The sequence below is a fragment of the Halobacillus karajensis genome (assembly GCF_900108515.1).
GTDB lineage: Bacteria > Bacillota > Bacilli > Bacillales > Halobacillaceae > Halobacillus > Halobacillus karajensis.
The window spans coordinates 47,517-73,826 of the sequence record NZ_FNWW01000004.1; the positions used below are offsets into that span (position 1 = coordinate 47,517).

38 protein-coding genes and 1 pseudogene are annotated in these 26,310 nt (G+C 39.2%); 35 read left to right on the forward strand and 4 right to left on the reverse strand.

The window, feature by feature from the left end; all coding sequences use genetic code 11:
* Positions 1 to 597: 597 nt before the first annotated feature.
* Positions 598 to 1,545, reverse strand: coding sequence for a DUF3231 family protein (locus tag BLW54_RS09370; RefSeq protein WP_083391501.1), 948 nt, complete (start codon positions 1,543 to 1,545; stop codon positions 598 to 600).
* A 750-nt stretch (positions 1,546 to 2,295) separates the two neighbouring features.
* Positions 2,296 to 2,655, reverse strand: a complete 360-nt coding sequence (locus tag BLW54_RS09375; protein ID WP_035505201.1) for a helix-turn-helix domain-containing protein — start codon at positions 2,653 to 2,655, stop codon at positions 2,296 to 2,298.
* A 185-nt stretch (positions 2,656 to 2,840) separates the two neighbouring features.
* Here BLW54_RS09375 and miaA point away from each other — a divergent pair, with 185 nt between their 5' ends.
* The 7 genes from miaA to glnA all read left to right on the forward strand — a co-directional run bounded on the left by miaA (position 2,841) and on the right by glnA (position 9,630).
* A complete protein-coding gene (gene miaA, locus BLW54_RS09380; protein WP_035505199.1) occupies positions 2,841 to 3,770 on the forward strand; it encodes a tRNA (adenosine(37)-N6)-dimethylallyltransferase MiaA in 930 nt (309 codons plus the stop codon).
* Positions 3,771 to 3,815: 45 nt separating this feature from the next.
* Positions 3,816 to 4,040, forward strand: a complete 225-nt coding sequence (gene hfq / locus BLW54_RS09385) for an RNA chaperone Hfq (RefSeq protein WP_035505197.1) — start codon at positions 3,816 to 3,818, stop codon at positions 4,038 to 4,040.
* A gap of 151 nt (positions 4,041 to 4,191) precedes the next feature.
* Positions 4,192 to 5,133 (forward strand): AAA family ATPase, encoded by a 942-nt coding sequence (locus BLW54_RS09390; RefSeq protein ID WP_074734251.1) that lies wholly within the window; start codon positions 4,192 to 4,194, stop codon positions 5,131 to 5,133.
* 74 nt (positions 5,134 to 5,207) lie between these two features.
* Positions 5,208 to 6,443 (forward strand): GTPase HflX, encoded by a 1,236-nt coding sequence (gene hflX / locus BLW54_RS09395; RefSeq protein WP_035505193.1) that lies wholly within the window; start codon positions 5,208 to 5,210, stop codon positions 6,441 to 6,443.
* A 51-nt stretch (positions 6,444 to 6,494) separates the two neighbouring features.
* Positions 6,495 to 7,751: a methionine gamma-lyase family protein gene (locus tag BLW54_RS09400; RefSeq protein ID WP_074734253.1), complete on the forward strand. Its 1,257-nt coding sequence runs from the start codon at positions 6,495 to 6,497 to the stop codon at positions 7,749 to 7,751.
* Positions 7,752 to 7,869: 118 nt separating this feature from the next.
* On the forward strand, positions 7,870 to 8,274 hold the full coding sequence (locus BLW54_RS09405) for a MerR family transcriptional regulator (RefSeq protein WP_074734255.1): 405 nt from the start codon (positions 7,870 to 7,872) through the stop codon (positions 8,272 to 8,274).
* 24 nt (positions 8,275 to 8,298) lie between these two features.
* Positions 8,299 to 9,630, forward strand: coding sequence for a type I glutamate--ammonia ligase (gene glnA, locus BLW54_RS09410; protein WP_035505186.1), 1,332 nt, complete (start codon positions 8,299 to 8,301; stop codon positions 9,628 to 9,630).
* Positions 9,631 to 9,737: 107 nt separating this feature from the next.
* Here the strand turns inward: glnA and BLW54_RS09415 are convergent, their stop codons facing one another.
* On the reverse strand, positions 9,738 to 10,883 hold the full coding sequence (locus tag BLW54_RS09415; protein WP_074734257.1) for a site-specific integrase: 1,146 nt from the start codon (positions 10,881 to 10,883) through the stop codon (positions 9,738 to 9,740).
* An 11-nt stretch (positions 10,884 to 10,894) separates the two neighbouring features.
* Entirely contained in the window at positions 10,895 to 11,515 is a 621-nt protein-coding gene (locus BLW54_RS09420; protein ID WP_074734259.1) for a LexA family protein, read from the reverse strand.
* 177 nt (positions 11,516 to 11,692) lie between these two features.
* Here BLW54_RS09420 and BLW54_RS09425 point away from each other — a divergent pair, with 177 nt between their 5' ends.
* The 28 genes and pseudogenes from BLW54_RS09425 (at position 11,693) to BLW54_RS09540 (ending at position 26,250) form a co-directional block, all read left to right on the forward strand.
* Positions 11,693 to 11,875, forward strand: a complete 183-nt coding sequence (locus BLW54_RS09425) for a helix-turn-helix transcriptional regulator (RefSeq protein WP_074734260.1) — start codon at positions 11,693 to 11,695, stop codon at positions 11,873 to 11,875.
* Positions 11,876 to 12,018: 143 nt separating this feature from the next.
* The gene (locus BLW54_RS09430; protein ID WP_074734262.1) at positions 12,019 to 12,291 is read left to right on the forward strand and encodes a group-specific protein; all 273 of its coding nucleotides are present in this window, start codon (positions 12,019 to 12,021) and stop codon (positions 12,289 to 12,291) included.
* Between the two features lie 92 nt (positions 12,292 to 12,383).
* Positions 12,384 to 12,512 (forward strand): hypothetical protein, encoded by a 129-nt coding sequence (locus BLW54_RS21160; RefSeq protein ID WP_279626544.1) that lies wholly within the window; start codon positions 12,384 to 12,386, stop codon positions 12,510 to 12,512.
* Positions 12,513 to 12,540: 28 nt separating this feature from the next.
* Complete coding sequence (locus BLW54_RS21165; RefSeq protein ID WP_074734264.1) at positions 12,541 to 12,819, forward strand: AbrB/MazE/SpoVT family DNA-binding domain-containing protein; 279 nt, start codon at positions 12,541 to 12,543, stop codon at positions 12,817 to 12,819.
* Between the two features lie 228 nt (positions 12,820 to 13,047).
* Positions 13,048 to 13,428 (forward strand): hypothetical protein, encoded by a 381-nt coding sequence (locus BLW54_RS09440; protein WP_074734266.1) that lies wholly within the window; start codon positions 13,048 to 13,050, stop codon positions 13,426 to 13,428.
* Between the two features lie 12 nt (positions 13,429 to 13,440).
* On the forward strand, positions 13,441 to 14,148 hold the full coding sequence (locus BLW54_RS09445; RefSeq protein WP_074734268.1) for a hypothetical protein: 708 nt from the start codon (positions 13,441 to 13,443) through the stop codon (positions 14,146 to 14,148).
* Positions 14,149 to 14,192: 44 nt separating this feature from the next.
* Complete coding sequence (locus tag BLW54_RS09450) at positions 14,193 to 14,864, forward strand: Rha family transcriptional regulator (protein WP_074734270.1); 672 nt, start codon at positions 14,193 to 14,195, stop codon at positions 14,862 to 14,864.
* Positions 14,865 to 14,951: 87 nt separating this feature from the next.
* Entirely contained in the window at positions 14,952 to 15,767 is an 816-nt protein-coding gene (locus BLW54_RS09455) for a DnaD domain protein (protein ID WP_074734272.1), read from the forward strand.
* The gene (locus tag BLW54_RS09460; RefSeq protein ID WP_074734274.1) at positions 15,760 to 16,104 is read left to right on the forward strand and encodes a replicative helicase loader/inhibitor; all 345 of its coding nucleotides are present in this window, start codon (positions 15,760 to 15,762) and stop codon (positions 16,102 to 16,104) included. The genes BLW54_RS09455 and BLW54_RS09460 overlap by 8 nt, the downstream gene beginning before the upstream one ends.
* Positions 16,094 to 17,392: a replicative DNA helicase gene (gene dnaB, locus BLW54_RS09465; RefSeq protein WP_074734276.1), complete on the forward strand. Its 1,299-nt coding sequence runs from the start codon at positions 16,094 to 16,096 to the stop codon at positions 17,390 to 17,392. The genes BLW54_RS09460 and dnaB overlap by 11 nt, the downstream gene beginning before the upstream one ends.
* A 23-nt stretch (positions 17,393 to 17,415) precedes the next feature.
* Entirely contained in the window at positions 17,416 to 18,168 is a 753-nt protein-coding gene (locus BLW54_RS09470) for a hypothetical protein (protein WP_074734278.1), read from the forward strand.
* Positions 18,165 to 18,614 carry an HNH endonuclease gene (locus BLW54_RS09475; RefSeq protein ID WP_074734280.1) on the forward strand — a complete coding sequence of 150 codons (450 nt, stop codon included), beginning with the start codon at positions 18,165 to 18,167 and terminating at the stop codon, positions 18,612 to 18,614. The genes BLW54_RS09470 and BLW54_RS09475 overlap by 4 nt, the downstream gene beginning before the upstream one ends.
* 82 nt (positions 18,615 to 18,696) lie before the next feature.
* Positions 18,697 to 19,062 carry a LexA family protein gene (locus BLW54_RS09480; RefSeq protein ID WP_074734282.1) on the forward strand — a complete coding sequence of 122 codons (366 nt, stop codon included), beginning with the start codon at positions 18,697 to 18,699 and terminating at the stop codon, positions 19,060 to 19,062.
* On the forward strand, positions 19,059 to 19,541 hold the full coding sequence (locus tag BLW54_RS09485; RefSeq protein ID WP_074734284.1) for a dUTP diphosphatase: 483 nt from the start codon (positions 19,059 to 19,061) through the stop codon (positions 19,539 to 19,541). Before BLW54_RS09480 ends, BLW54_RS09485 begins: the two co-directional genes overlap by 4 nt.
* 89 nt (positions 19,542 to 19,630) lie before the next feature.
* Positions 19,631 to 19,831: a hypothetical protein gene (locus BLW54_RS09490; RefSeq protein ID WP_074734286.1), complete on the forward strand. Its 201-nt coding sequence runs from the start codon at positions 19,631 to 19,633 to the stop codon at positions 19,829 to 19,831.
* The gene (locus BLW54_RS20690) at positions 19,812 to 19,979 is read left to right on the forward strand and encodes a hypothetical protein (RefSeq protein ID WP_167358799.1); all 168 of its coding nucleotides are present in this window, start codon (positions 19,812 to 19,814) and stop codon (positions 19,977 to 19,979) included. Before BLW54_RS09490 ends, BLW54_RS20690 begins: the two co-directional genes overlap by 20 nt.
* An 11-nt stretch (positions 19,980 to 19,990) precedes the next feature.
* Positions 19,991 to 20,435 (forward strand): annotated as a pseudogene (locus tag BLW54_RS09495) (class I SAM-dependent methyltransferase).
* 27 nt (positions 20,436 to 20,462) lie between these two features.
* Positions 20,463 to 20,861: a TFIIB-type zinc ribbon-containing protein gene (locus tag BLW54_RS09500; RefSeq protein ID WP_074734288.1), complete on the forward strand. Its 399-nt coding sequence runs from the start codon at positions 20,463 to 20,465 to the stop codon at positions 20,859 to 20,861.
* Positions 20,862 to 20,915: 54 nt separating this feature from the next.
* Positions 20,916 to 21,221: a hypothetical protein gene (locus tag BLW54_RS09505; protein WP_074734290.1), complete on the forward strand. Its 306-nt coding sequence runs from the start codon at positions 20,916 to 20,918 to the stop codon at positions 21,219 to 21,221.
* A gap of 27 nt (positions 21,222 to 21,248) precedes the next feature.
* A complete protein-coding gene (locus tag BLW54_RS20695; protein ID WP_167358800.1) occupies positions 21,249 to 21,419 on the forward strand; it encodes a hypothetical protein in 171 nt (56 codons plus the stop codon).
* A gap of 5 nt (positions 21,420 to 21,424) precedes the next feature.
* On the forward strand, positions 21,425 to 21,778 hold the full coding sequence (locus BLW54_RS09510; RefSeq protein WP_074734292.1) for a zinc-finger domain-containing protein: 354 nt from the start codon (positions 21,425 to 21,427) through the stop codon (positions 21,776 to 21,778).
* 9 nt (positions 21,779 to 21,787) lie between these two features.
* Entirely contained in the window at positions 21,788 to 21,916 is a 129-nt protein-coding gene (locus BLW54_RS21170) for a hypothetical protein (protein ID WP_279626545.1), read from the forward strand.
* Entirely contained in the window at positions 21,909 to 22,325 is a 417-nt protein-coding gene (locus tag BLW54_RS09515; protein ID WP_083391504.1) for a hypothetical protein, read from the forward strand. The genes BLW54_RS21170 and BLW54_RS09515 overlap by 8 nt, the downstream gene beginning before the upstream one ends.
* An 18-nt stretch (positions 22,326 to 22,343) precedes the next feature.
* Positions 22,344 to 22,847 (forward strand): sigma-70 family RNA polymerase sigma factor, encoded by a 504-nt coding sequence (locus BLW54_RS09520; protein ID WP_074734294.1) that lies wholly within the window; start codon positions 22,344 to 22,346, stop codon positions 22,845 to 22,847.
* A 57-nt stretch (positions 22,848 to 22,904) separates the two neighbouring features.
* Positions 22,905 to 23,717, forward strand: coding sequence for a DUF6414 family protein (locus tag BLW54_RS09525; RefSeq protein WP_074734296.1), 813 nt, complete (start codon positions 22,905 to 22,907; stop codon positions 23,715 to 23,717).
* 307 nt (positions 23,718 to 24,024) lie between these two features.
* Positions 24,025 to 25,212 carry a hypothetical protein gene (locus BLW54_RS09530; protein WP_074734298.1) on the forward strand — a complete coding sequence of 396 codons (1,188 nt, stop codon included), beginning with the start codon at positions 24,025 to 24,027 and terminating at the stop codon, positions 25,210 to 25,212.
* Positions 25,175 to 25,705 (forward strand): hypothetical protein, encoded by a 531-nt coding sequence (locus BLW54_RS09535; protein WP_074734300.1) that lies wholly within the window; start codon positions 25,175 to 25,177, stop codon positions 25,703 to 25,705. Before BLW54_RS09530 ends, BLW54_RS09535 begins: the two co-directional genes overlap by 38 nt.
* Positions 25,702 to 26,250, forward strand: a complete 549-nt coding sequence (locus tag BLW54_RS09540) for a hypothetical protein (protein ID WP_074734302.1) — start codon at positions 25,702 to 25,704, stop codon at positions 26,248 to 26,250. Before BLW54_RS09535 ends, BLW54_RS09540 begins: the two co-directional genes overlap by 4 nt.
* The last annotated feature ends 60 nt before the right edge of the window (positions 26,251 to 26,310 follow it).

Genomic DNA, 26,310 nt, shown 5'->3' on the forward strand with positions numbered 1-26,310 from the left:
ACCTGTAAAGGAATGAGTTAATGGGTTTGATTTATAAGCTTTTTAAATAGTAGCCCGATTCCTATCCCCGGCGCCACGCACAATATGGGTAACCATATGGGGCCCAATAATACACCCATGACCCTCAAATCCGGAGAATAGATTAGTCCAACAGTTACGAAGTAGGCAGAAATTACAAATGGCAAAAATGAAAAAGGTTTTTTTCCACCCCCGGCATCTTTATAAGCATCCCATGCCGAAAACATATAAAGACATGGATAAAACATTAACCATTGATAATTCGTTTGTTCAATCGCTTTGTCAATTTGCCCATGAAAACTTAAAAGGATTACTTTGTTAAAGTTGGATTGAACATTCACCAGAAATTCCAGTGCAATTAAAAGGAAGCCTTTAAGGAACTTACCATTTAAAATTTGTCCAAAACCTGGAAATGCAATACTCCAAAAAGTCTTTCATATTTATTATATTTATTCATACTACCCATCCAAATAATAGAAGTTATGTTTATTCACTTATAATTCCCTAGGGGTATCTTCCTAATGCTACAGAAAGAGAAAGACAATGCGTATATGCATTGCCTATATACCTTTAACTAATCTATTCTTTTGATAGTTTTCTCCTGTCTGCTGCTTGAGGGGGTTCTTCCATCCACCCATGTTCAATCATGATCTTGCCTCCATCTTCAGCAAAGTCAAATGTATCTTTCATTATTTTATTCAATTTTAATGTTAAGTCATTCCGCATACTGAATGCGGATCCGAAAGTATTCCCACTGAGACTAAAGACAGATAACATATTGGTAATATACATCATTAACTTATCAGAAAAAGGTGAGAGCGTTGATTCTGTTATTTCCCCAGCCCAAATGGAGGGCGGATGAATATCACTTTCCAATAAGATATCTTGCATGGTTGTGGTGACCTGCTTGGCAAGTTCTTTTCCTCTAGCAAAGTATTTCTTCGATTGATCATTCTCGGCAACTTGTGCAAAGCTTGTCATCAACTGTGTTCCAATTGCATTAATTTCTAGAGATTGATACAGTAAACCAATTTCTACCGTATTAAGAACCCGTTTCGGCTTTAAAATGTTCATACCGCTCATATAGCTTGTCTTATCAACATACTCAACTTCTTTTGGTAAAGGAACAATTGGCGGGTGGATCAAAATTCCCTGTTCCAAAAGGTATTCCGTGACCTGATTAGAGGTATCTTGTAAATCATCAATAAACCTATTATATAACTGGCGAATATCCTTTCGGTAAGACATCCCCAGGTGCAAAGTATACAAGCCCATCAAAACCTCAGTCATCGTACGTATAAAAAACAAATCAAAACCACCGTCATATAATCGGGGAGCTTCTTTGTTTACGTCCTTTCCAGTATATCCTTCAGGAACCACGGCACCTTCCCTTTCAAAAACGGTTTTGATTGCCTTAACATTAAGGGTTTCCTTATTATAATGGTTTTGAAATATTGATTTTACTACTTCATCATTACTTAGTTCAAGAAAATACTCTAAGACTCTTAGCAGCATTGTTTTTTCCATAAGCCTGCCACAAATTCCCTAATTCGGAAGCTGATATTTTGGCTTGTTCACTGTTCAAGTCTAATACCTCCCTAAAATTCAAATTGTATATCAATTATAACTTTCCCCATTTTATGGTTTTTAATAATGGGATGCTGTTCATACAAATTCAAAATCATAGGAGTGTTAAAAAAGCTGAGGGCGATCAGTTAAATAAGCTTAAGGTGTTTTATTGGCTATATTTTTACATGTTGGTGAAAGATGGCTAAACAAAAAGAGTAGACAAGCCATGATGTAATCTTTCTAAGATCCTTTGATCTACATGAGGAGTGGAACACTGCAAAGAATGTGGATTAGAATTTCGCTAGTTTTAGTCCATATTAGTTGGTTTTCCGTCTAACTGCATCCTTGAAAACGTTTTTTTAGAGCTTTATCCTAATAAATTACTGTTAGTCTTACTATGTGAAGAGACGACTAAATGGGAGGTCAAATCGATCTGACCACCAAAAAGACGGTGACCACATAATTGACCACGTATTACCTAAAAGGGTATGAAAATGGACGAAATTGTTTTAGGTATTGGAAGGGGATTTATTGGTATTTGTCAGTTATGAATGGGAACGTATGTTTGTGAAGTCGTGTGATTAAACGGGTCATGTAAAAAAGAGAGACTCCGAATGTGGAGTCTCTCTTTTTTTGTGCTATTTGTTTACATAATATTTTTATAATGAACCGGTATAATTGCATTCCTTCCGTAGGGGAGGGGAGAGGTTAAGATATATTTTTTTGTTGTAGTAAAAAGCGAAAGTAATTGTCGATTTGTTTAATATCATCCGGTTGGATACCGAACCAAGCCTTTTTGTCAAAGAATACAGGTTTGGTATAGCCTTTCGTTTCCAGGAGCTGCTTAATTTCACGCATCTCATCTTCGCGTTCATCACTTAAACCGAGAAGATAATCTGCAGTGGTATGAAGAGCGTGAGCAATCTTCGTAAGATCGTTCAGATCCGGTGAAGTATAACTACGTTCCCAATTCGATACGACTTGTGCGGACACACCGACTTTTTCAGCTAACATCGATTGTGTTAAACGCCTCTCTTTTCTAAGTGAACGAATTCTATCATGGACCACTTTAAGACGCCTCCTTTTCTATACTATAACACACACTAACGGTATACGATAGTAAAACTAACGAATATTTTGAATTTAACTAACGCAATCCGTTAGTAGTGGTAACGGATTGCGTTAGTTAGTGCTGTGAGGTATGATTGTAGAGCTATTCATGTATAATGGAGATGTGTAGAGGAGGTGGAATGATGAAACCTTTAGTAATCTCTGTGGTCGGTCCTACAGCAGTAGGGAAATCGAATTTAGGTATTGAAATTGCCCATCGTTTTAATGGAGAAGTAATCAGCGGTGATTCTATGCAAATTTATCGCACGATGGACATTGGAACAGCAAAGGTGACAAAGGAAGAAATGCAGGGAATCCCTCATCATATGATTGATATCAAACAACCAGATGAGAGTTTTTCAGTAGCTGAGTTTCAAGAAAAGGTACAAAAGTTAATTCGCGATATATACAAAAGAGGTAAGCTTCCAGTTTTGGTCGGGGGTACGGGTTTATACATACAGGCGACACTCTTTAATTTCAATTTTTCTGAGCAGAAAAAGGACCCTGTTATTATGGAAAAGCTTGAAAATCAGTTAGATGAAAAAGGTAGAGATTTCATGTACAAGAGGCTTAGGGAAATTGACCCTAAACAGGCGTCACGGATTCATCCTAATAATGAAAGGCGTGTACTCCGGGCATTAGAGCTTTATGAAACGACAGGACAGGTGATGAGTGACCATCACCAGGAACAGTCCCAGGACTCTCCTTTTCGGCCTGTATTAATTGGGTTGGAAATGGATCGAGAACGATTGTACGAACGGATCAATCGAAGAGTGGATGACATGGTTGAAGAGGGTTTACTGGAGGAAGTACAGCATTTATACCATGAGGGATTGAAGGATGCCCAATCCATGAAAGCCATTGGTTACAAAGAATTGATTCCTTACCTTGAAGGCACGTGTAATTTGGAGGAAGCAGTTGAACGGTTGAAACGGAATTCAAGGAGATATGCGAAACGTCAATACACCTATTTTAAAAATAAATTGGATGTTACCTGGTACGAGGTGACACCGGAAAATTATAAGGAGAAATTTGAAACAATTTTAGACGATTTAGCAGGAAAGATAGACTAAAGCGTAGAAACGTATTATTACAGATAGAAAAGAGGAGGAAGATCCATGGCCCAATCGGTTAATATCCAGGACAACTATTTAAATCAATTAAGAAAAGAACGTATGCAGGTGACTGTCTTTCTGCTCAACGGTTTTCAATTGAGAGGAGTGGTCAAGGCTTTTGACAATTTCACTGTCCTCCTAGAGACAGAAGGAAAACAGCAGTTAATCTTCAAACATGCGATTTCTACATTTGCACCAGTTAAAAATGTTTCACTGGATAAAGAATAGTGTAAATGAATGGGAGAAGCGGATGCCTTTAAGAGGGTGTCCGCTTCTTTATTGTCCTCTCCCTCCGTCATTTGTACATCCTAATTCTTAGGCGTTTGTCACAGGCAACCCCTATAGAGCGTATGATGAAGGAGAATAAGGAGGGATTGATGTGCAACCCCAAGCTAAATCAGCGAAGCCCGGAACCATCAATATAGTGTTGAATGAGTCGAAAGAAAGAACGGCACCTAGACAAAAAGGGCTTGTGCGTAACCAGCCGGCTGCCCCCTTTCTAAAAATAGACGAATTTTTTTCTAACATTATTGGTATGGATGATCTGAAGTCACGTGTAAAGGAAATATATGCTCAAGTGCTCGTCTCACAGAAGAGGGTGGAAGCAGGTTTGAAAGGGAGCGGCCAAGTATTGCATATGGTTTTTAAAGGGAATCCAGGGACGGGGAAAACGACGGTAGCCCGTATGGTAGCTACACTGTTCCGAGAAGTGAATGTATTAGAAAAAGGTCACTTTATCGAAGCAGATCGCAGTGATCTTGTAGGGGAATACATTGGCCATACGGCTCAAAAAACGAAGGAGCTTATTCACAAAGCACTCGGCGGCGTCCTTTTTATAGATGAAGCTTATTCGCTTGCCAGAGGCGGGGAGAAGGATTTTGGGAAGGAAGCTATTGATACATTAGTGAAATGTATGGAAGATCATCATGATCAATTAATTATTATTCTTGCTGGTTATCCAGATGAAATGGATGATTTTCTAATGATTAACCCCGGCCTGGCCTCAAGATTTCCAATTCAGTTGACTTTCCAAGATTATTCAGCGAAAGAACTTTCGCAAATTGCTTTTGGAATGATTGAAGAACGGGAATATTGTTTAACGAAAGAGGCGGAACGGAAACTCATGCAACACTTACTGTCCGTATGCTCCCGACGTAAGGTGAACTTTTCGAATGCGAGATATGTAAGAAATTTGATTGAAGAGGCGATTCGAAAACATGCATGCCGGGTCATTGGAAGTGCGAATCCTAAAAAGTCAACTTTAATGACTTTGGAAGCAAAAGATTTCCGTATGCCCGTGGAAGAATCTTTTATGTCCTAAATGGATCTATATTCAGGATTGAGGTTTATTTGTTATGATGAGTGGGATAAAGGCAGAGAAAAGAAGGTGATGAGATGAAGGGAAAAGAATTAGTGGTGTTAGTTGCTAGAAAGGACCCATTTGAACAGGAAGATCGATTTCAATCCTCGCTTGAGGAGCTCCAGTCCCTGACAGAAACAGCGGATGGTGAAGTTTGCAAAATTATTACGCAAAAGCGTGACCGGGTCCACCCGGCTACATATCTAGGTGAGGGCAAACTTCAGGAAATCAAGGAAGCAGCGGAAGAAACCGAAGCTGAACTTGTTATTTTTAATGATGAATTGTCACCAGGCCAACTCAGGAATATTCGTGATAAAATCGGGGTGCGGGTGATCGACAGAAGTCAGTTAATCCTCGATATTTTTGCAGGGCGTGCACGTACAAAAGAAGGTAAATTGCAAGTCGAGCTTGCTCAATTACAGTATTTGCTGCCTCGTCTTTCCGGACAGGGAACAGCTTTATCCCGTTTGGGAGGCGGGATTGGAACACGTGGCCCCGGGGAAACAAAACTTGAAACAGACCGGCGTCATATTCAACGGAGAATCGATGATATAAAGAAGCGTCTGGACGCAGTTGTGAAACAGCGGGAGCAATATAGGAAGCGCCGAAAAGAAAACCGAGCATTTCAAGTCGCGATCGTTGGTTATACGAATGCTGGAAAATCCACGTTCTTTAACCGGGTTACGGATAGTCAATCATTTGAAGAAGATTTGTTATTTGCGACCCTTGATCCATTAACAAGACAAATGAGTCTGCCATCCGGTTTTCTTGCTCTCATATCTGATACAGTCGGCTTTATCCAAGATCTGCCTACCACATTAATTGCTGCTTTCCGCTCCACGCTGGAAGAAGTAACAGAGGCGGATTTTGTTCTTCATATGGTGGATGCCTCTCATCCTGATCATCTCCAACAAGAGAAAACGGTATTGAACCTATTGGATGAGCTGGGGGCAAGTCACTTACCGGTGCTCACGGTTTATAATAAGAAGGATTTGCTTCAGGAAGATTTTATACCTCACTCGTTTCCATCCCTGACTGTAAGTGTCCATGATCCTATTGACCGAAAACGAGTGTTGCATAAAATTGAAGAAGTTCTAAAAGAAGAATGGGATGAATATGACGTCTTTGTTCCTGCTTCAGAAGGCAAGCGCCTCCAGCAATTCAAAGCCTATAGTATGATTACATCCGTCACCTTTTATGAAGAAAAAGAAGGATATGCCCTACACGGCTTCCTGCATCCTGAGCATCCTTTAAAACATCAACTATTATGAAGAAAAATGTATAAAGAAGAGAAAGAAATAAAGTAGGGAAGAGGTTACACCATGAATATACAGGAATTGAAAGTTCGAGTTGAAAATGAAATTAAGCATCAGCATACAAAAGTCAACGAAATTGTTGAATACAATCAGGAAAAAGTTTTACAAGCTTTTCAAAAGTTAAAGGTCAGTGATTCGCACTTTACCCCGACTACAGGTTACGGATACGACGACTTTGGCAGGGATACACTGGAAGCCCTCTATGCTGAAATCTTCTATGCAGAAGATGCTCTTGTAAGACCTCAGTTAATTTCGGGGACTCATGCGATTACAACAGCACTGTTCGGAGTTCTTCGGCCAGGAGAAGAACTCCTCTACATATCGGGGGAACCCTATGACACACTAAGAGAAGTCGTTGGTTCTGAGGAAAGCGGAGATACAGGATCCCTGATTGATTTTGGTATTCGTTATCAAGCTGTACCGTTGGATAAAACAGGTACTTTTTCAAAGGATAAAATTGAAAAAGCTATAAACCAACACACGAAAGTGGTTGCCATCCAACGCTCCAAGGGTTACGAAGATCGACCTTCTTTTACAATTAATGACATCGAGGATATTATTAAATTTGTTCGTGGCATTAAGCATGATGTCATTGTTTTTGTGGACAATTGTTATGGTGAATTTGTTGAAGCCAAGGAACCGATTGAAGTAGGGGCCGATCTTATTGCAGGCTCATTGATAAAGAATCCAGGGGGAGGCATTGCTCGTATTGGAGGGTATATAGCTGGAAAGCAAAAGCTGATCGAAAAATGCAGCTATCGGCTAACAGCTCCAGGGTTAGGTAAAGAAACAGGGGCAAGTCTAAACAGCCTTCAAGAAATGTACCAGGGAATATTCCTTGCTCCACATGTCGTTGGTGAAGCTTTAAAGGGGGCGATTTTTACATCAAAATTTCTAAAAGAGTTCGGTTTTGATACAAAACCTGCTTTTGATGTAAAACGAACCGATTTGATCCAATCGGTCAATTTCAATACCGCCGATCAAATGGTCAGATTTTGTCAATCGATCCAAAAGGCTTCTCCAGTGAATTCTCACGTTAAGCCCGAACCAAGTGCCATGCCTGGTTACGATGATGAGGTAATCATGGCTGCGGGAACCTTTATTCAAGGAGCGAGTTTGGAATTAACAGCGGATGGACCCATTCGACCACCTTACACTGCTTTTGTTCAAGGGGGGTTAACCTACGCTCACGTTAAACTAGCAGTAGTTCAGGCTGTTGAACAATTAATGAAAGCGGATACTCTCGAAGGTGTTATCAAGTGAGTTGGTATCCCTTTCAAAAAACGCCTGTGTCAATATGTGAACATTCCTCACATATGTTGACATATTTACTGCTTGACGTATAATTAAATTATCATTCTTATGGGGAGGAGGCACATCGATGAGTGATGAAATTCGTCGTTCCATGCCATTGTTCCCGATGGGGATTGTTCAATCATTGACTGACCTTACTGCACGTCAAATCCGGTATTATGAGCAACACGAACTTATAAATCCGGCACGTTCGGAAGGAAACCGCCGTATGTTCTCTTTTAATGATGTCGACCGCTTGTTAGAAATTAAAGACTTAATTGATCAAGGAGTCAACATGGCGGGTATTAAAAAAGTTCTGAAGCTTAATGAACAGCCAGAAACCGAAGGATATGATGAAGAGAAAGTTCAAGAAGTGCACAATGAGCTTTCTGAGAAAGAACTTCGTCGTATGCTGCAACGAGAACTATTCACCGCGGGAAGACAAGGTAAACTAGGCATAAGGCAGGGAGAAATGTCGAGGTTTTTCCATTAATCATGTGTTGAGAGGAGAAATTTAATGGGTTTAACAAAAGAAGAAATTTACAAAAAAATCGATGAGGAAAACGTCAAGTTCATCCGATTGCAGTTTACGGATATGCTTGGCACCATCAAAAATGTAGAAATTCCACTTAGCCAACTAGACAAAGCAATCGATGGTATGATGATGTTCGATGGATCCTCTATTGAAGGATTTGTGCGTATCGAGGAATCTGATATGTATCTAGTCCCAGATCTTGATACGTTTGTCGTTTTCCCGTGGACATCCGAAAAAGGGAAAGTGGCACGTTTCATCTGCGATATTTATAACCCTGACAAGACTCCTTTTGAAGGGTGTCCGCGCTACAACTTAAAGCGCAATATTAAGAGAATGGAGAAGCTTGGCTTTTCTGCTTTCAACATTGGAACAGAACCAGAGTTTTTCTTGTTTAAATTAGATGAAAAAGGCGACCCGACAATGGAATTGAACGACAAAGGAGGCTATTTCGACCTCGCACCAACTGACCTTGGTGAAAACTGTCGACGAGATATCGTGCTGGAATTGGAAGAAATGGGCTTCGAAATCGAAGCTTCTCACCATGAAGTAGCGCCTGGGCAGCATGAGATTGACTTTAAATATTCAGACGCTGTCAAACATTGTGATGACATTCAAACATTCAAACTTGTAGTTAAAACGATTGCAAGACAACATGGATTGCACGCTACATTCATGCCGAAGCCATTGTTTGGTGTGAACGGTTCAGGGATGCATGCCAATATGTCCCTTTTCAATGAAAAGGGCAATGCTTTCTACGATGAAAAAGGAAAAGAGCAGTTATCTGACGTCGCTTATCAGTTTACTGCGGGGATTATTAAGCATGCAACCAATTTCACTGCTGTGACAAATCCGACAGTGAACTCTTATAAGCGTCTTGTTCCTGGTTATGAAGCACCATGTTATGTTGCATGGTCCGGACAAAACAGGAGTCCGCTTGTTCGTGTACCAACATCTCGCGGCTTGAGCACACGTATTGAAGTGCGTAGTGTGGATCCAGCAGCTAACCCTTACATGGCAATGGCTGTATTACTTGCTGCAGGACTTGACGGAGTAGAGAATAAATTAGAGGCTCCCGCTCCAGTAGACCGCAACATTTACGTTATGGACAAAAAAGAGCGTGAAGCTCATGGGGTCCGAGACCTTCCAGCAACACTTTACGATGCATTGGAAGAGCTTCAGCAGGACACCACAATGGTAGAAGCTCTTGGAGAACACCTTTTCGAGCACTTTATAGAAGCGAAAGAAATTGAATGGGATATGTTCCGCACGCAAGTACACCCTTGGGAACGTGAGCAATATCTTCAAACTTATTAAAGATCTAAAAGCCTTGGTGCCATTGGTGCCAAGGCTTTTCATGTTATGTGGGTGGCCTTCATAAAATGTATTGAATATGTTCACACCCACTAATCACCCACAAAAAGTTAGAAAGGTAATTTGTTCATGTGCTCTTCAAAACGTTCGATACTTTGTTGTTCAATTCGTTTTGAAATATGGGAGTATACATCAGATGTGATTTGCATGCTGCCGTGACCTAATCTTTCTTGGATATATTTCATATCATTACCGGCTTCTAACAGCAATACAGCGTGGGTGTGTCTCAAGGAGTGGATAGGTAAAGGTGGAAGATCACAACGCTTAAGAATTCTTGAAAAGGCGTTGAAAAGAGTTGATTTCGGTATGAAATTACCATCTTTACGACAAAGTACTAAGTCAAGATCATGACGATAAACATCATTAAGTGCAGTTTTATTTTGATTCTGCTGTTTCAAATGGAATTGTAAATCATTAACCAATGATTGGCGAATGGTTATGGTTCTCTCTGAGTGATACGTTTTTGTTAATCCGAATAGTTCACCATCGTGTTGTGCTTGGAAATCTAATGTCTTGTTGATGTTTATAGTGCGATTTTTAAAGTCAATATCTTTCCACTGTAATGCAGCTGCTTCACCCTTCCTCACACCTGTCTCAATCATTACTTTGAAAAATAACCAATGTATATATCCATATTTGTAAGCTTCACTTAAAAATGAGCTAATATCAGAGGAATCAATAAATTTGATATCTAATTTTTTATCTTCCCCTTTAACGATAGCCCCTTCACAAGGATTTCTCTTAATTCGCTCAAGGTGGTAAGCTTTCTCCAAAGCACCCCTCATAGTACCGTGAACGATTTGTCTAGTCCTTTTACTGTATCCACAATCATAAAGGTGATTTAAGAACTTCTGATACATCACAGGTTTTACATCTTTTAATTTTATTTCTTTAAAATAAGGGATAATGTGGTTCTCAATATTTCTACGATGTAATTCGTATGTGTTCTTTCTTACTGAATTCTTTTTATACTCATTAAGCCATTCATCAAGAAAGTCTTTTAAAAGGGCAGTCTCAGTAACGATTTCGTAACTGTTCAGTAGCTTATCTTCCATCTCCTGTGCAGCAAACCTTGCTTCTGGTTTGGTTTTAAATCCTCTTTTGGATTTTTCTCTCCTTTTCTGTGTTAACGGGTCTACGTACTTTATGCGATATTCCCAATTTCCTTTTCCATGTTGTCTGTAGCTTATAGGCATGTATAAACCTCCTATACATTAATAACAATTTTCTTAAGTTTACCTAGTATCTTTACATCATCAGAAATAAAACGAGGGGGATAGTTAGGATTTTCAGATTGTAAAATGCAAGTGTTGTTTCTCTTATATACACGTTTCAAAACTGCCTCATCATCGATTAAGACTGCAGCTATTTCCCCGTCCTCTACATCAGGTTGTTGTCTAATTAACACAAGATCCCCATCATGTATCCGAGCCCCGCTCATACTATCGCCTTTAGTTCTTAGATAAAAATAGGACCCTCCATTTAACCATGATTTTGGTGTGTCTTCATAACCTTCAATTTCTTCGAATGCCACTTCTCCATTTCCACAAGATATCTGTCCCACGATAGGTAACTTTTCAAATGCTGGAACTTCATAAACTACTGATTCCTCTTTTTCAGATTTTACTTGTTCATTTTCTGATCCAAAAATTTCATCTAGATCTACGTCATAAATTTTTGCTAATTTTTGTATGGTTTTTAAACTGGGTGTTCTATTTTCTCTTTCATAGTGACTATAAGTTTGTTTTGAAACACCGATCTTTTTAGCGACAAATTCTTGTGTCCATCCTTCTATTTTCCTTAATGATTTTAATTTTTCTCCAAACATTTTTAATCACTCCTGACTAGTACCTATAATAAGGTTCTTTATCGCTGGTGTCAACAATAGGTTGACAAAATATGCAGAAAACACTGGTTTTACTGTAAATTATTTGTTGACAATCGCCTCACCGTTGATTTAACATTGAGTCAACAGATAGGCGACAACATAGAAGGGAGTGAAAACATGGGGGTTATTGAAGAACAAAGGAAAGAATTGAAACTCACTCAAGAAGAAGTTGCACAGAAATTAGGAATCTCTCGTCAGTACTACAATTTAATAGAAAACAATAAGAAAAAGCCATCTGTTACTCTTGCCAAACAGTTATCCAACATATTGGGAGTTGACTGGACTATTTTTTTTACCTGATTAGTCAACAGATAGGCGACAAAAATGAAAGGGTGACAACATGGAATCTACAGATAGCTGTTCTGAACTAGAGAAATATGAGTTGAAGAAAAAACTTCTTATCGAAATTTATGAGGAGGTTCAAGAAAGGCAAGGTGAAGCTCATGATCCAGGTTCAAATTGATGAAGCTGAAGTAAGAGAGATTTACCTGAAAAAGATTGAAGAGAAGTTAGAGGAAGTTGATTCTGAATTAGTGTTTTGGGATCGAAAAGAGCTGATGAGAAGAACTTGTTTATCTTGGAACACTATCCAAAAAGAGTTCTTCTTTGATGCAGATTTCCCGAAGTACAAGGTTGGTACAAAATGGCTTTTTCCTGCGGATAAAACGAAGGACTTCTTGGTTAAGTGGTTGGAAAGAAAGAGTGTTGCTTCATGAACATTAGGGATTGGAAAGACGTTGTCTATTTACTTGGGTTCTTGGCCATGTGCACCTGGTACTTCTGGTTGATTTAGAAGGGGAGGGGTTGAATGAAGCAAATGACTTCCGGTGAAATGAAGATCTTCACCCAAAGGTTTAAAAAGAGCATGGAGCTTCCAATCGACCGTCATCATAAGGAAGGAAGTGAATTTAGCAGCTCTAAAAGTAAAACGCTTTAATCAATTTAGAAATAGGGGGAGAAAGTAAATGAAATCAACAGGAATTGTAAGGAAAGTAGACGAGCTTGGTCGTGTGGTAATTCCGAAGGAGCTTAGAAGAAATCTAGAAATCTATGAAAAGGATCCAGTAGAAATTTATGTAGAGGATGACAAGGTAATCCTTAAAAAATACATTTCGAGCGAAGAAAAAGCGGCATCTGACAGAGAAATAAAGAAGCTTGTTAAGTATTGTGATGATTTAAAAATCCGCGTTGGACCTGCTCAAAAAGAACATCTAGAGCAAATTCAGAGTCACTTACTTAAATGAAAAAAGCCACCCGGATGGCGGTCCGGATGACTTTAAACAATCAAATCATTTACGAGTACTCCTAGCTTACCATGCATGTTAGTCGCAGAGCAAGGTATAAGGAGTGGTCAAAATGATATCGACAGGTTCAGCCTGTCGTTGAGATCAGGAATGGCGCCCCCCTTTTCCTAATAGTTGAGGTGTTCCTGGTCTCAACGATGCGCTGGCATCAGATTGGGGGTGATACATATGGACGAGTATGAAATGAAATTGAGTGAAGTTGCAGACGGCGCTTTACAGGAGCAATTTAATTCAGAGCACCAACGTGTGGTAGAAAACATGTTTGATCGCAATACGGAAGCGAAAGTGAAGCGGAAAATCACCATCGAGTTGGTTTACCAGCCAAATGAACAGCGTGAAATAGCTGGTCTGACAGTCCAAGTGAAATCGAAGCTCGCTCCGGCTGTAAGTGTTCCATCCAGTGTAATGATTGGAGCGGATAGCAACGGTCAAGTAATTGGAAAAGAACTACGTTCAGGAGTCAAAGGGCAAACGTACTTTGAAGAGGACGGGATCAAACAAGATGATGGAGAAAAGATTTACGAATTCAAAAAATCCAAAGAAAAGTAAGGAGTGGCACTTTTGTTAAAAGAATTTGCTCAATACCTTGTGAAACTCGGTACTACAGATGTATTTACTGTTAACAAGCAACAATATTCTAACCAACCACTTCATTTATTGAAGAAACCGACACCTTCAACCATTGGTGTAAGGAGCTTATCTGGACTTGTCGATTATATTCAATCCGAATTTGATGGATCCATTCCACTTATGATTCATGTTGAAAGTCCAACCCGCGTTAAGGTCTTTTCCCAAACAAACGCTGATGAAGAGCGTGACCATGTGATTGTGGCCGATGCTATGATTCCTGAATTCAGGTTTGATCAATTCTATGATACGGAGGCCTTCAACATCAAGTTGCAATCATGTTTCGTTAAGAATGAAGACCGAGACATTATGTTGAAAGTCGTTGGCAGCATCAAAGAAGAAGGTGTCCAAGAAGTAGGGGACGACGGAATTTCTCAAGCAGTTACCGCTCGTACTGGCGTTGCTACTGTTGGGAACGTTAAAGTTCCTAATCCAGTGGAGTTGGCACCTCGTAGAACGTTTGTTGAGGTGGATCAGCCTGAGAGTGATTTCGTCTTCCGAATGAGGTCTGGACCGAAATGTGCTTTGTTTGAAGCGGATGGTGGGGCCTGGGAACTTGAAGCTATGGAAAACATTGCGGATTACTTAGAATCTTCTCTTGAAGATCAAGTCAAAGCAAGTCGCATTCACATTATTTCATAAAGGGAGCGGGCGATCCATATCGCCCTTTCAGAAGGAGGACAAACATGAATCAACTAAATCTCGTTACTTATGACGGGCAACTTCTCGTTGATAGTCGTGAAGTCGCTGAAATGACATACAAAAGACATGATCACTTGGTGAGAGATATAGATAACTACGTGAAAGTGATTGACCAAAACCCAAATTTGGGGACTGATGATTTTTTCATTGAAAACAACTACAGAGCAGGAACAGGACGACTTTATAAACATTATCTCCTAACCAGAAAAGGATGCGACATGGTAGCTAACAAAATGACGGGTGAAAAAGGTGTGCTGTTTACAGCTGAATATGTAACAAGGTTTGAAGAAATGGAGAGCAATCAACCTAGAGTCCTTTCTGATAAAGAACAGCTTATGGCATCCATGAAACTATCACTTGAAACGTCTGAGGAAATTGGAGAAATCAAAGAAAAGGTTTCTACGTTGGAGTCTCGTTTCGAGAATGAACTGACTCTCAAGCATGCTCAGGCACAAGCTCTTCAGCATTCTATCAAGAAGCGAGTAGAGCAATTATTTGTTGATGGAGTTATGGGAGTACTGGAGTCGAAGAAGCAAATGTATTCGAGAATTCACAGCCAATTAAGAAAGGCCTTCCAAACGCCCACATATCGTGAAATCAAAAGGGATGACTTCGACGAAGCAATGCAATGGGTGAACGCTTGGAGGCCCCTGTAATAATCGAGAAGCGGTTAGATGCACCACCATCAGCCGCTTCCTTAAATACCTGAATGCATTATACCACACATCCAGGAGGGTTACTAGATGGCAAAATTTAGGCAAGTGTACACAGAATTTTGGGACGATGCGAAAGTGACGGAAGAAATGTCACCTGAAGACAAGCTCTTTTACCTTTATTTATTAACCAACCCAAATACGACTCAAACAGGTATATATCAGATCACTAAGAAGAAAGCAGCTTTTGAGCTTGGCTATTCAAATGAAGCTATTAATAGCTTATTCGATCGGTTCATGAATTATCACAAATTGATTCGTTATAACCCGGAAACTAGAGAGATAGCCATTAAAAATTGGGGCAAATATAACCTCAACCGTGGCGGTAAACCGATGCTGGATTGCGTAAAGAAAGAATTGGGTGAAGTAAAAGATCGGACTCTTATCCATTTTGTGGGAGATAACGTTAAAAACGCGTCAATAAAGGATTTGTACGACACGTACCACGATACGTCCGCGTCAAGGGGGCAAGAAAAAGAAGAAGAAGAACAAGAAGAAGAATTAAAAGAGGAGGAACCCGTGCGTGGGGGAGACCAAATTATTCAAGCATTGATTGATAACCATATCGTGACTCCTGGGGGACTGACTGCCACTTTAAGGGACGATCTGATTGATGTCATGGAGAGCTTTGATTTTGAGGATCCAGAAGAAATGATCTTAGAAGCCATTAAAGATGCGGTAAGGGGAAATGGCCGCACATGGAAATTCATTTATCGAAAACTAGTCCTCTGGCAGAAGCAAGGTATTAAAAATAAGTCTCAGCTACTTGGAATGATTGATGTTAGCAGCAAACCTAAACAGGGGCAACGGAAAGTGAACTGGGAGGAGCTGGACGTCAGTGGATAAAAAACAAGTTCTTGAGATATTCAAAGTGTTGCAGAATATCTATCCTCGTTTTATGCCTGAATCCACAGAAGAAGCTCAAGATAAATTGAATACTTGGACAAGAATGATGCGGGACATGGACTTTAAACGAGTGATGAAGAAGGTTGAAGAACATATCATTGCCAACAAGTTCCCACCTTCAATTGCAGAAATATCAGCTTATGCTCCTAAGGATAATGAAAGCTTGAGGAAAATGGAGCAATGGAGAAAGGAAGCTGAAAATGTACCGCAAGAAACGAAAGACCGCTTCCAAGCCAAATTAAAAGAGCTGATGGAGGCGAAAACAAATGGTCAATAACTACGAAGCAGAACAAGCCGTATTAGGGGCGATTCTCTTAGAGAGTTCTATCATCGGAAATTTGACTCTGGAACCTTCCCATTTTTACAAAGGGTCGCATAGCAGAATCTACGAAGCTATGAAAGATGTAGCGGATCGTAACGAGGAAGTAAACACAGTTACTGTTTCTACGGAACTTGGCGAAGAAATCAATAAATGTGGTGGGGTAACTTACCTGATTCAACTTGCTGATGCGGTGCCAAGCACAGAACCAGTGATGCATTATCAGCAAATGATATACGATGCTTATCGAAACAGAATGAAGAGGGAATTAGCGCTCAAGTATGCTGAACAACCTGGTGACGATTCCCTTGATCAATTAATAAAATCACTAACTGACCTAAGAGGCGTAGGTGTCCAGGTAGAAGAGAAAAGTACTTATGATTATCTAACTGAAATAGCCAATGATATGGTCTCACCTCCAGATGAATCAGCCCATGGATATCCTATCGGCTTTAAGGATTTCGATGATATGACCGGTGGCGGTCCGCATAGAGGAGATTTGTTCATTATAGCTGCCCGGCCATCAATGGGGAAAACAGCCTTCGCATTAAACATGGCATCGGGTCACTGCAAGAATGGTGGATCCGCTGATGTCTTCAGTCTTGAGATGGGGGCAAAGCAACTTCTTCATAGAATGATCAGTGCTCAAGGAAATATCGATGGTCAGAAATGGCAGACGATGTGTTTCTCAGAAGCGGATTACAACAAAGGCATCAATGCTATCGGAGAAATGACCGGCTGGGACTTAGATATTCACGAAAAAGCAAGAACTGTCGCGGAAATGAGAGCGGCCATAAGACGATCTGTTAAGGAGTTGAATCGAGATAATCATATGGTGGTTATCGACTATCTGCAACTCATGAGCGTAGTTGGTTCTTACGAAAGAAGAGATCAAGAGGTTGGTTCTATTACTCGTGAGTTGAAGCTACTCGCTCGAGAATTGAATATACCAATCATCCTTCTTTCTCAGTTATCAAGAGGTGTGGAATCTAGACAGGATAAGCGCCCAATGATGAGTGATTTAAGAGAATCCGGAAACATTGAACAGGATGCGGATGTTATTGGGTTTCTATACCGGGATGATTATTACAATGACGATTCGGAAAATCAAAACATCGTTGAAATTATATTGAAGAAGCAGCGGAACGGTCCTACTGGGACAGTAGAATTAGCTTTCATTAAAGAGTATGGGAAGTTCGTGGATTTAGATAGAAGGTATGGCGAGGCCGAGGTACCTTCGGCTTAGAAATCTTATGGAGGAGTGATTCGATGAGTAAAACTTATGATGATACATTGACCACTTACAAGATGGATGAAGATGAGAGGAGAAGGCGAATGGCCGTCAATCCGTTAAATTATATTGAGATGAAAGAAAAAGGGTGGTCGGATGCAAAGATAGCGGAACAATGGGGGATGCATCCGCCTGATGTTAGTAAAAAGAAAGATTCTTGGGACTTCATAGGGAGATCGCTCGATGAAATGAAAAAAATCGCCAAAAAGAACATGAGCAAAGCGCAAAGGAATAAGGCACAATCCCATTCTATGCAGGACCAAATCAAAGAAGAAGTCCAAGAAAAAGAAGCGGAAAAAGATGTTCAGAATTCTAAACTGGAAAAGGTTTTAGAGGAAGTGAATGGGGAAATTAAGCGGCTCAATCAAATCAAAGGTGACCTGGAAGAGAAACTAAAAACGAAGTCTTTAAAGTTGGAGCAAATCTCCAAAGAATATGAAGCATTAGAGAATAAGTACCGTGATCTGGAAGAACAATTTGATGTGCTGCAGGAACAGTCTAGCTCTCCTAAACAAACTGTCCTTCTTGTCGAGAAGCAATTGAACGAAGAAAAGCAAGCTCACCAAATAACTCAATTAAAGGTTGAACATCTTCAACGGGAAAAGCAAGTACATCTCAATCAGATTGAAATCCTGACTAATAACAATGAGCGGTTCCAGCGTCAATATCGAGAGGCGCAGAAAACTCATGAAGCATTAGCGGCATACACCCAACTTGTGATGCCATCATGATTCATCCCTACAGCAAAGAACAACAGCTAAAGTCAGATAGTTTACCTTCCAAGGCCAAAAGGTCAGAATTTACTACCAAGCAAAGAAAAGAAGTGAAGCGGATCTACGGGGATTACTGCCAGATATGCATGAATCCCCATACCCAGATCCATCACAGAAAGTTCCGATCCGGGAGTGGTCGAAATAACCCAAGGAATGGAGCGCCCCTTTGTCATGAGTGTCACGCCTTTGTACATGCTCACTTTGAAGCAGCTGAAGAATTGCGTACTGAAGCGTCCGACCACTTTGGCCCTTATTACTACTACGACAAATATGATTGTTTCTTTGAAGCATTGATTGATGAGCCGACAGACAAAGCCTTTGAGGACTTTATGGAACAGGAGGAGCGGAGGGCTCTTGAAAATTTACGTGTGCGAAATGGTGGAGAAGGACCAGAACGGGGATGAAATGAGTGTTATTCGGACGTACCATAGCAAGCCACATAAATACGATTACATTATCTTTGTTGAAAAGTGAGGAGCGGAATTGATGAAAGATCTTACCGAGAAACAAGAACAGATTCTTTTATTTGTAATTAAATCCATTCAGGAGCGGGGTGTATCTCCAACCGTGAGAGAGGTCGGCGATCATGTCGGCCTTACCTCCAGCTCCACGGTGCATAAGCATTTGAATAATTTGGTTGAAAAGGGATATCTGGAGAAAAACGAGCATTCACCACGTACATTGCGATTACCTAAAAATGATTCTCCTGAGGTTAATATAACCAAGCGCTTAATAGCAATGGATGATGATGTCTCAGACATTATCCGTGTTGAAGGTCAGTGCTTCTATGTGCGGAGAGCAACCCCTGAGGATATTGAAGAATGGATTGGAGAAGAGGGGTTAGCTCAATGAATCTTGAGAAACTATACGAAATCCAGGGCGGGCTTGATGCTCACATTATTAAAGAAAAAGGGCTTGAAGGAGAAAACTTAATACCTAACTTGTTCCTTGCTTTAAAAGTCGAGGTAGCAGAGCTGGCTAATGAAACTCGATGCTTTAAGCATTGGAGTAATAAAAAAGCCAGTCCTAGAGAAGTCATTTTAGAGGAATACGCGGACGGTCTTCACTTCGCATTGAGTCTCGGAAATCATACTGGTTTCCATAAGAATCATGGAGGCTATACGCGGGGTGGAAGTTTAACTGATACCTTTAATGATTGTTTTATTGCTATTGCTGATTTCGAAGCTAATTCTAATCAACAAACTTATGACAACCTTCTAGCATCGTTCTTCCAGATTGGAAAGACCTTAGGTTTTTCACTGAAAGAAATCGAAGAAGCCTATCTGAAGAAGAACGAAATTAACCACCGTCGCCAAATGGATGGATATTGAGGTGAGAAAAGCGTGATTGAATTGATCGCTTATATGTTTCGTATTTCTGGGATGGCTGATTCTACTCTGGTGTGAAAAGGAGTGAACGTATGAAGGACCAAGTAGTTCTGATGTATGTAAAGAATGACACTTTGTATCCAGTAGCTTTAACGGAAGAGCAACACCACATGCTCCAGTCAACACTAAGGTTTTTCAACCCATTAACCATTGTGCAAAGTGAGCCACAAGGACAGGTAGTTAATTTGTTCGGCAGAAAGAAGGGGTTAGGTCGTGAAGGTGGCAGAGATTGAATACAAACGAAAGCATGTTATCGATCAGCTACATCAACTAGGGATCAAAGACACCGACGGACTGGATTATCATCAGCTGGTTAGGAAGTTGGCTATTGCAAGAGCTTCTGAAGTGGATGTAACAAGAGACAGTAACAAGTGGTTTTAGGAGGAAAGAATATGCAAAGGATTTTAGTTGCTTGTCGGATGTTCTGGTTCGACAAAGAACACGAGGACACGCTATACATGGATAACAGACAGATTCGAGAAGAACTTTGCGACGGTAGAAAGTTAGAAGTGAACCCTGATCTTGTTGCTGACTTTAGAGACATGCCATTTGAAGATGAATCATTCTACATGGTCGTATTCGATCCTCCTCACCTATTAAAAGCCGGAGAAGGTTCCTGGCTGGCAAAGAAGTACGGGAGACTAGATGAATTATGGCAGTTTGATATACAGCAAGGGTTTAACGAATGCATGAGGGTTTTGAAGAAGAATGGAACGCTGATTTTCAAATGGAATGAGGACCAAATAAGTACCAAATAGGTAATTGAAGCAATTGGCCAAAAGCCTTTGTTCGGAAACAGAAGATATAAAAACTCATTGGATGGTGTTCATGAAATAAAGCGTCCTCAGAAAAGGAGTGAAATAAATGGAAGTTAGAATACGTGATATTCAGCTTCAAATTAATCAAAAAGAAGAACAAGCAGAGCTTGTTAAAGTAATAAATGGTATTGAAATGTATAAGGACATGGATTTTGGTGGCTTTATGGTGATAGACGGAAAGAGTTACCGGCATTGTAGTTATAACATTGAAATGGACATCTTGTCTGTGAAACCTGTTGAATTGAATGAGGATCCAGAAGAATTAGAATACGAATCTGATTTTAAATGTCCTTATTGCGGAAACGTAGACTATGACGCCTGGGAGCTTGAAGATGAAGGCGAAACATATTGTGGTGCTTGTGGTTCTGAACTGGAGTACGAAAGGGTCGTGACTATTGATTATAATGTCAGACCTAAGAAATGCGCTCCAGTTACAAGAGTTTAAACCAAAAAAGTGAGGATAAGACTCATTGAGAGTAGCAAGAAAGGGTGAAAGGACATGAAAGAAGTTACAGTTAATTACCAAACAGTTAGGGACACTTGTACTTGCTGTCATCAAAAACTCCAGCAGGAAGAGAAAAACGAGAGAAAGTTTAGCTTTAGTAAAGAAGATTTTCTGAATTGGGGTAGCTGGGAACATTGGAAGTTTTGTCAGGAAGATGAAGACATACTACGAGAAAGTATTGAGGAATTTGTTTGTGAAACTATCAGATTCTTCGCTTTAAACATGGACACTAGATTAAGTGTAGGGAATAGCGAATTGGAAAAGGTAGAGAAATTCTTTAAAGAAGAAGTTGCTGCGTAGTTTTAAAGGGATTTAAGGGGAAGCAAAATGAAAAGACAAAGAAAACATAGTTACAAATGGTTGAGGTTAAAGAGAAAAACAATAGATTATCAATCAGAAACTTTTCCAACTTCTAGATTGATTAAAAGAGCAAGTGGAAAAATCGTTCCCAAACCTTTAACTACAAACGATTTTATCAATGCTAATCCAAGGAGATAAAGAAGGTGAAAGCGGTGCTAAATAAAAGGGTATTAAACCGGATAAGCGAATTGGAGAGAAATCATTGCAAAAAGTGCAAGAAGAAGAAAGGAAAAGATTCAACAGCATTAATACGTACATGTAAGGCGTGTCCAGTTGGCCAGGAACTTCTCAAGCTAGGGAGCCAGTTAGAAGTAAACAAGGTTGACAGAGTAATGGCCAAAGGTAAGGATATGACATTCTCAGATATCCGCTTCTGTATCCAAAGAGGGGTAAATCCTGAAGATATAAAGAAAGCAGCTGGTATGAGTCATGGTAAAACATTTAAGAAATACATGAACAATCATGGATACGACACTATGGGAAAAGAAATTGTTTAGGGAGGTATCATGATGACAGAACATGAACGGAACGAAATGATTGCTCGTTTAGTCTGGCAGAAAGGCTGGCACCCGGAAGCATTTGAACGAAAGACAGATGAAGAACTGATTGAGTACGATAAGCGGATAAATGGATGACATGAATTCCAACACTCGTCCAGAAGCGGATTACCTACAAGCTTACCTGGACGAGGTGCTTAGATATCAGCAGAGGATTGAAAGGTGCCATCCAGAAATGCGGGTGCGACTTATAGAACTTAAATCAAAGCAATTAGTCTTCGTAGGGAAGTTAGCGGCTGAGTTTGCAGAGATTAGTAAGATGACATACGCCACTCGAAAACAAGTTTACACTGAGGCATTCTTTGCAGCTGAAAAGTATAAGAAAGAAGAAGCGGAGAAGGCAGTCTTTGAGTGGAGAAAGCAGGAAGCTAAGGACTACGGGAACTGGCAACGATGGAAAAATGCCAAGGATACATTGAAAGAGGAAATCAATGCTTTGAAATATCATGTCAAACAGGACATTGCTGATGGAAGTAGACAGGGGTAATAGAGGGGGCTGATCGTGATGATTGAGTTACTGTACGAATACAAGCAAACGCTTCGTCACACCAAGAAGTTGCGTGATCGGTTGAAAGAATCCATAAAGACACCTAAAGACGAAGAAGATCTTGACCAATACAATCACATGATCAGCGATCTTCAATACATCATTGAATGGATAGAACACGGCCGACAACCTTATGCCAAACGTGGAATTGACCGAAGAGAAGCATACAGGAGACTTGTTTACATGGAAGAAGAAGCCATGACTGTATTAGGCAGGCCTCTATTTGCTGAAGAAGAGCATGAGGAGTTGAATGATTTCGATCGGGAGCGGCTGGAAGATTGTTTGTCTGTACTTACAAAAAAAGAGAAAGATATTTATCTTATGAATAAAGTGGAACAATTATCTTATGAAAGAATAGCTGATATTCTAGGAATTAAGAAAGGGACTGTTCAAAGTTATATTAATCGCGGGGAAAATAAGATCAAGGAACAAATCGAATCTAGTCTTTTTTGTGTAGTATAGGAGGGAATACCCCCTTCTTTGTCGAATTGGTTATTAATTACAGAAGGGGGAGTTTTTATGTTTTTACCTACAATTTATTGGTGTGATGGGAAGAAAACTGAAGAGTATTTGGAAATGTTAATTGAGGACTTTATGAAGGAGTACAGTTTTGCAACTGTTAATGGTAAAGATTCTGCTACTGAGTTGAGCGGGAATATTGGGAAAATTGCTGCTAAATACCGTAGTACTAATCAAGGAGAAACTCAAAGAGAAGGAAGTGTAAGCAGGTCTACCGCTGCACTATTTACAGATTTACATCAAATGTTAGAAGGGAAACAGTTAATTCAAAGTCTATATGGTTTTGACGAAGATATATGGAAACAGTTAACTACAGGGGAGTTTGTAGAGGTCGAAGGAGAATTCAAACAATCTCCTGCAGAATTGGTGTTATCATCTACATTGGATTTTTTTGAGCAATTTAAATCTCAACTTGAAGTAACATCTTCACCTAAAGAATTAGGAGAGTATGAATTAATGAGTTCTATAATGAACTTGCAAAAAGTTACAAGTATTATCCAGCCTTATGTAGAAGGTGACTATAAGTTTTTCACATCCCTGGATAGCGATAACTTTCATGAAGATCGCTATGAATTAGAGGGGGAGTTTACTATCCTGGGTAAGATCAAAAAGATCTACAAACCATTGCAAGAAGTGGATTTAATTAAGATGCTACCTGGTAAGATGCGATTTAAGAAAAGTCAACTCATGTCGCTCCTTAAGGACTTGCCAAATGATGAATTAGATTTTGACGTCAGTGAGATAAATGAAGATTCGTTCACTTTAAAAGGTCCTGCAATTGAATTGACTCCAATTGCTATTTATCAAAAATAAATTTCGGGGATTTATCATACCTTTTGCCAACAAGATAAATATGGATACTTTAGGGCATCTGCATATTGTAGGTGTCCTTCTTTACGACTTAATCCGGTTCGTAAGAGTGAAGAAAGGGACCTTGCATAGTAACAACAAACGTAGGGATAACAAAGTAAATAAACAAGTCGAATCTAGTCTTTTTTGCTTGTAATAAAAGACTTTTTGTTATCTTTGTAAATATTTTGCTTTTGCAAGAAGGGAAACGAACACAAAATATAGAAGGAAAGGAGGTGGGTAAAAATTACTAATTATTGGAGTGTTTTTTATGACAAACGAAGTAGCAAATGAATTTACTCTAAGGCCAGATTTTAAGTCTGATATAATTAATAGTAGATTGAGTAATTTCTTAAACAAGTATGGGGTTGAATACAACTATATTCAATCTGATATGTTTAGAGCTTTGGAAGATGGTGTGAATAATGGGTATATTCCAGAAGAGGAAGCTAACCATTTTCTCTATAGAGAGACCAAATATGGGGAAAATAGAACAATTTTTTATTACGAAATTTTTAATGATGATCTTGATGAGTTTAGAGAATATGAAGCGAATGATATGGAAGAAAGGCTAAAGAAGAAAGGATGGAAGGTTCCAGAAAAAAATCTTCTGGAATACTACCATCCTGAAGAATTAATGGTGACAGAATGCAAGGTTGAAAAAGGTCGGAAAATAGAACTAACCTTCACAGAAACAGTCTCTACTCTCCATAAAAGCAAGCAACAAACTACAGTTAAAAGAGAGAATAATTACTACTTTGTAACGATTGACTTGGAACACAACGAATATTCCTTGAGAATGAGACCAAGGTACACAATAGTACAGCCACCTGATGAAAATCCAATTCCATACACTGTGTTTTTCCATTATATAACAAGAGCAGTGCAAGATATCTTCGGCATAGAATTTATTACAACAGTCGATTTTAAAGAGACTTTATACCGTATAGCAAGAGACATGACTGAAAGAGCAGAGAAAAAGTGGCGAGAAAAAGTTAATAAACATAAGACAGAAATTGAAGAATTTGCTCAGAGTATGGAAAGTAAGTTGGATGAAATAGATAAAAATGAGTTTGATTTGGAGTTTAGATTAAAGAGGCTATTAGAAAGAGCACTAATCCAAAGTAACTTTGATGAAATGACAAAGGATGAACCTGGAAAAAAAGGCTATGTTTCTATGTTTCATTTTTCAGACGGTTCAGGCGGTAAGATAAAGGCAAGCTCAAAAGAGAAAGAAACAGCCATAGAGTTATCAGAGATTTATTACGACACTCGAGATACCATTGACAAATCTAAAGAGTACGATATACTTTGGGTTTATTGGTTCGTTGGTGATGAAGAGATAAAAACAAGGCTAGAAGTAACATCAGAATATTATCAAATTCATTTCTATAAATATATTACTAAAGAAGGGTTTGAAAATGTACTTTCCAAAATTAGAGGATATAAAAATTCATGATGAATTAAATGAGTACACCGTAAAAAGGTTAGACGAATGGCTAGGATCAAAACCGACGAGATATTTAGAATATATCAACCCTCTTGAATTTATAACAGAAATCAATATTAGCAGAGAGTTGGGACTAACATTATTTTCTGTTGCAGCTGATGAAAATAATTTCGAGGGTGATCCTTTCTTTCAGATAAAGTATATAGTGAACTGTCCACACTGCAAAGAACATTTTAAGACTTATTATAGTAACGAAGACATACCTACTTCTTTTGTAGAGTGTGAAGAAGAAGGATGTTCTTCGTTCATTCCAGCTGAGCATCCTGAGAGAGTTTATATTTTTTTTAAGACAAAAGAAAGACCAATAGTGAAAAAGAGTAAAGAAAAAAAAGTGTACAAGAAAGCACCTACAGGTTATTTAACGCGCGCTGATGAAGATGCCAGAGAACATTTTGAGTTCAGAAGAAGGTACTGGAAATATGAAGAAGAGAAAGATAAATGAATGAAACTTACAATATAGAGATATTCTTCACTATAATCAAATTGATTTTTGCAGTATTTAATATTCAACTTACCTCCGAGATTTTCAAAATAATTATTAACGTTGTAACTGGTATTGGAAGCGCTGTGATTGGTGGTGTAGTTGCGGTGTACGTAGCAAGAATGCAAATTGACTCGAACAGATTGATTCATAAGAAAAAAGAAGAGAAGATAGAAAGAAATATATGTATAATTGTTATAAGTGATTTAGAGGACATGATTGGTAAATTTAATCCTTTAATTGAAGAGTTCAAAGATGACGAAATACCTGTTGGGCTTATACAACCTATCATTATTTTGGATTCCTTAGAGAAGTTTAAGAGTGAATATTTCTACCTTTTAGGTGAAGATAATAGTATCAAAACCATAAGTTCAGTCATTAATAGATTAAAGTATATTCATGAGGGTTTAGATGAGATAATCGAGAAGGATAGCATTGACAATCTTAAGGAGTCGTGCCAAAAAACTATCTATATAATTTCTGAAATTCTTAATAAAACTAACTGAAAATACGCCTTACCTTTGCCACCTATAAGTAGAGAGAGATACTTTATAGACATCTGCATT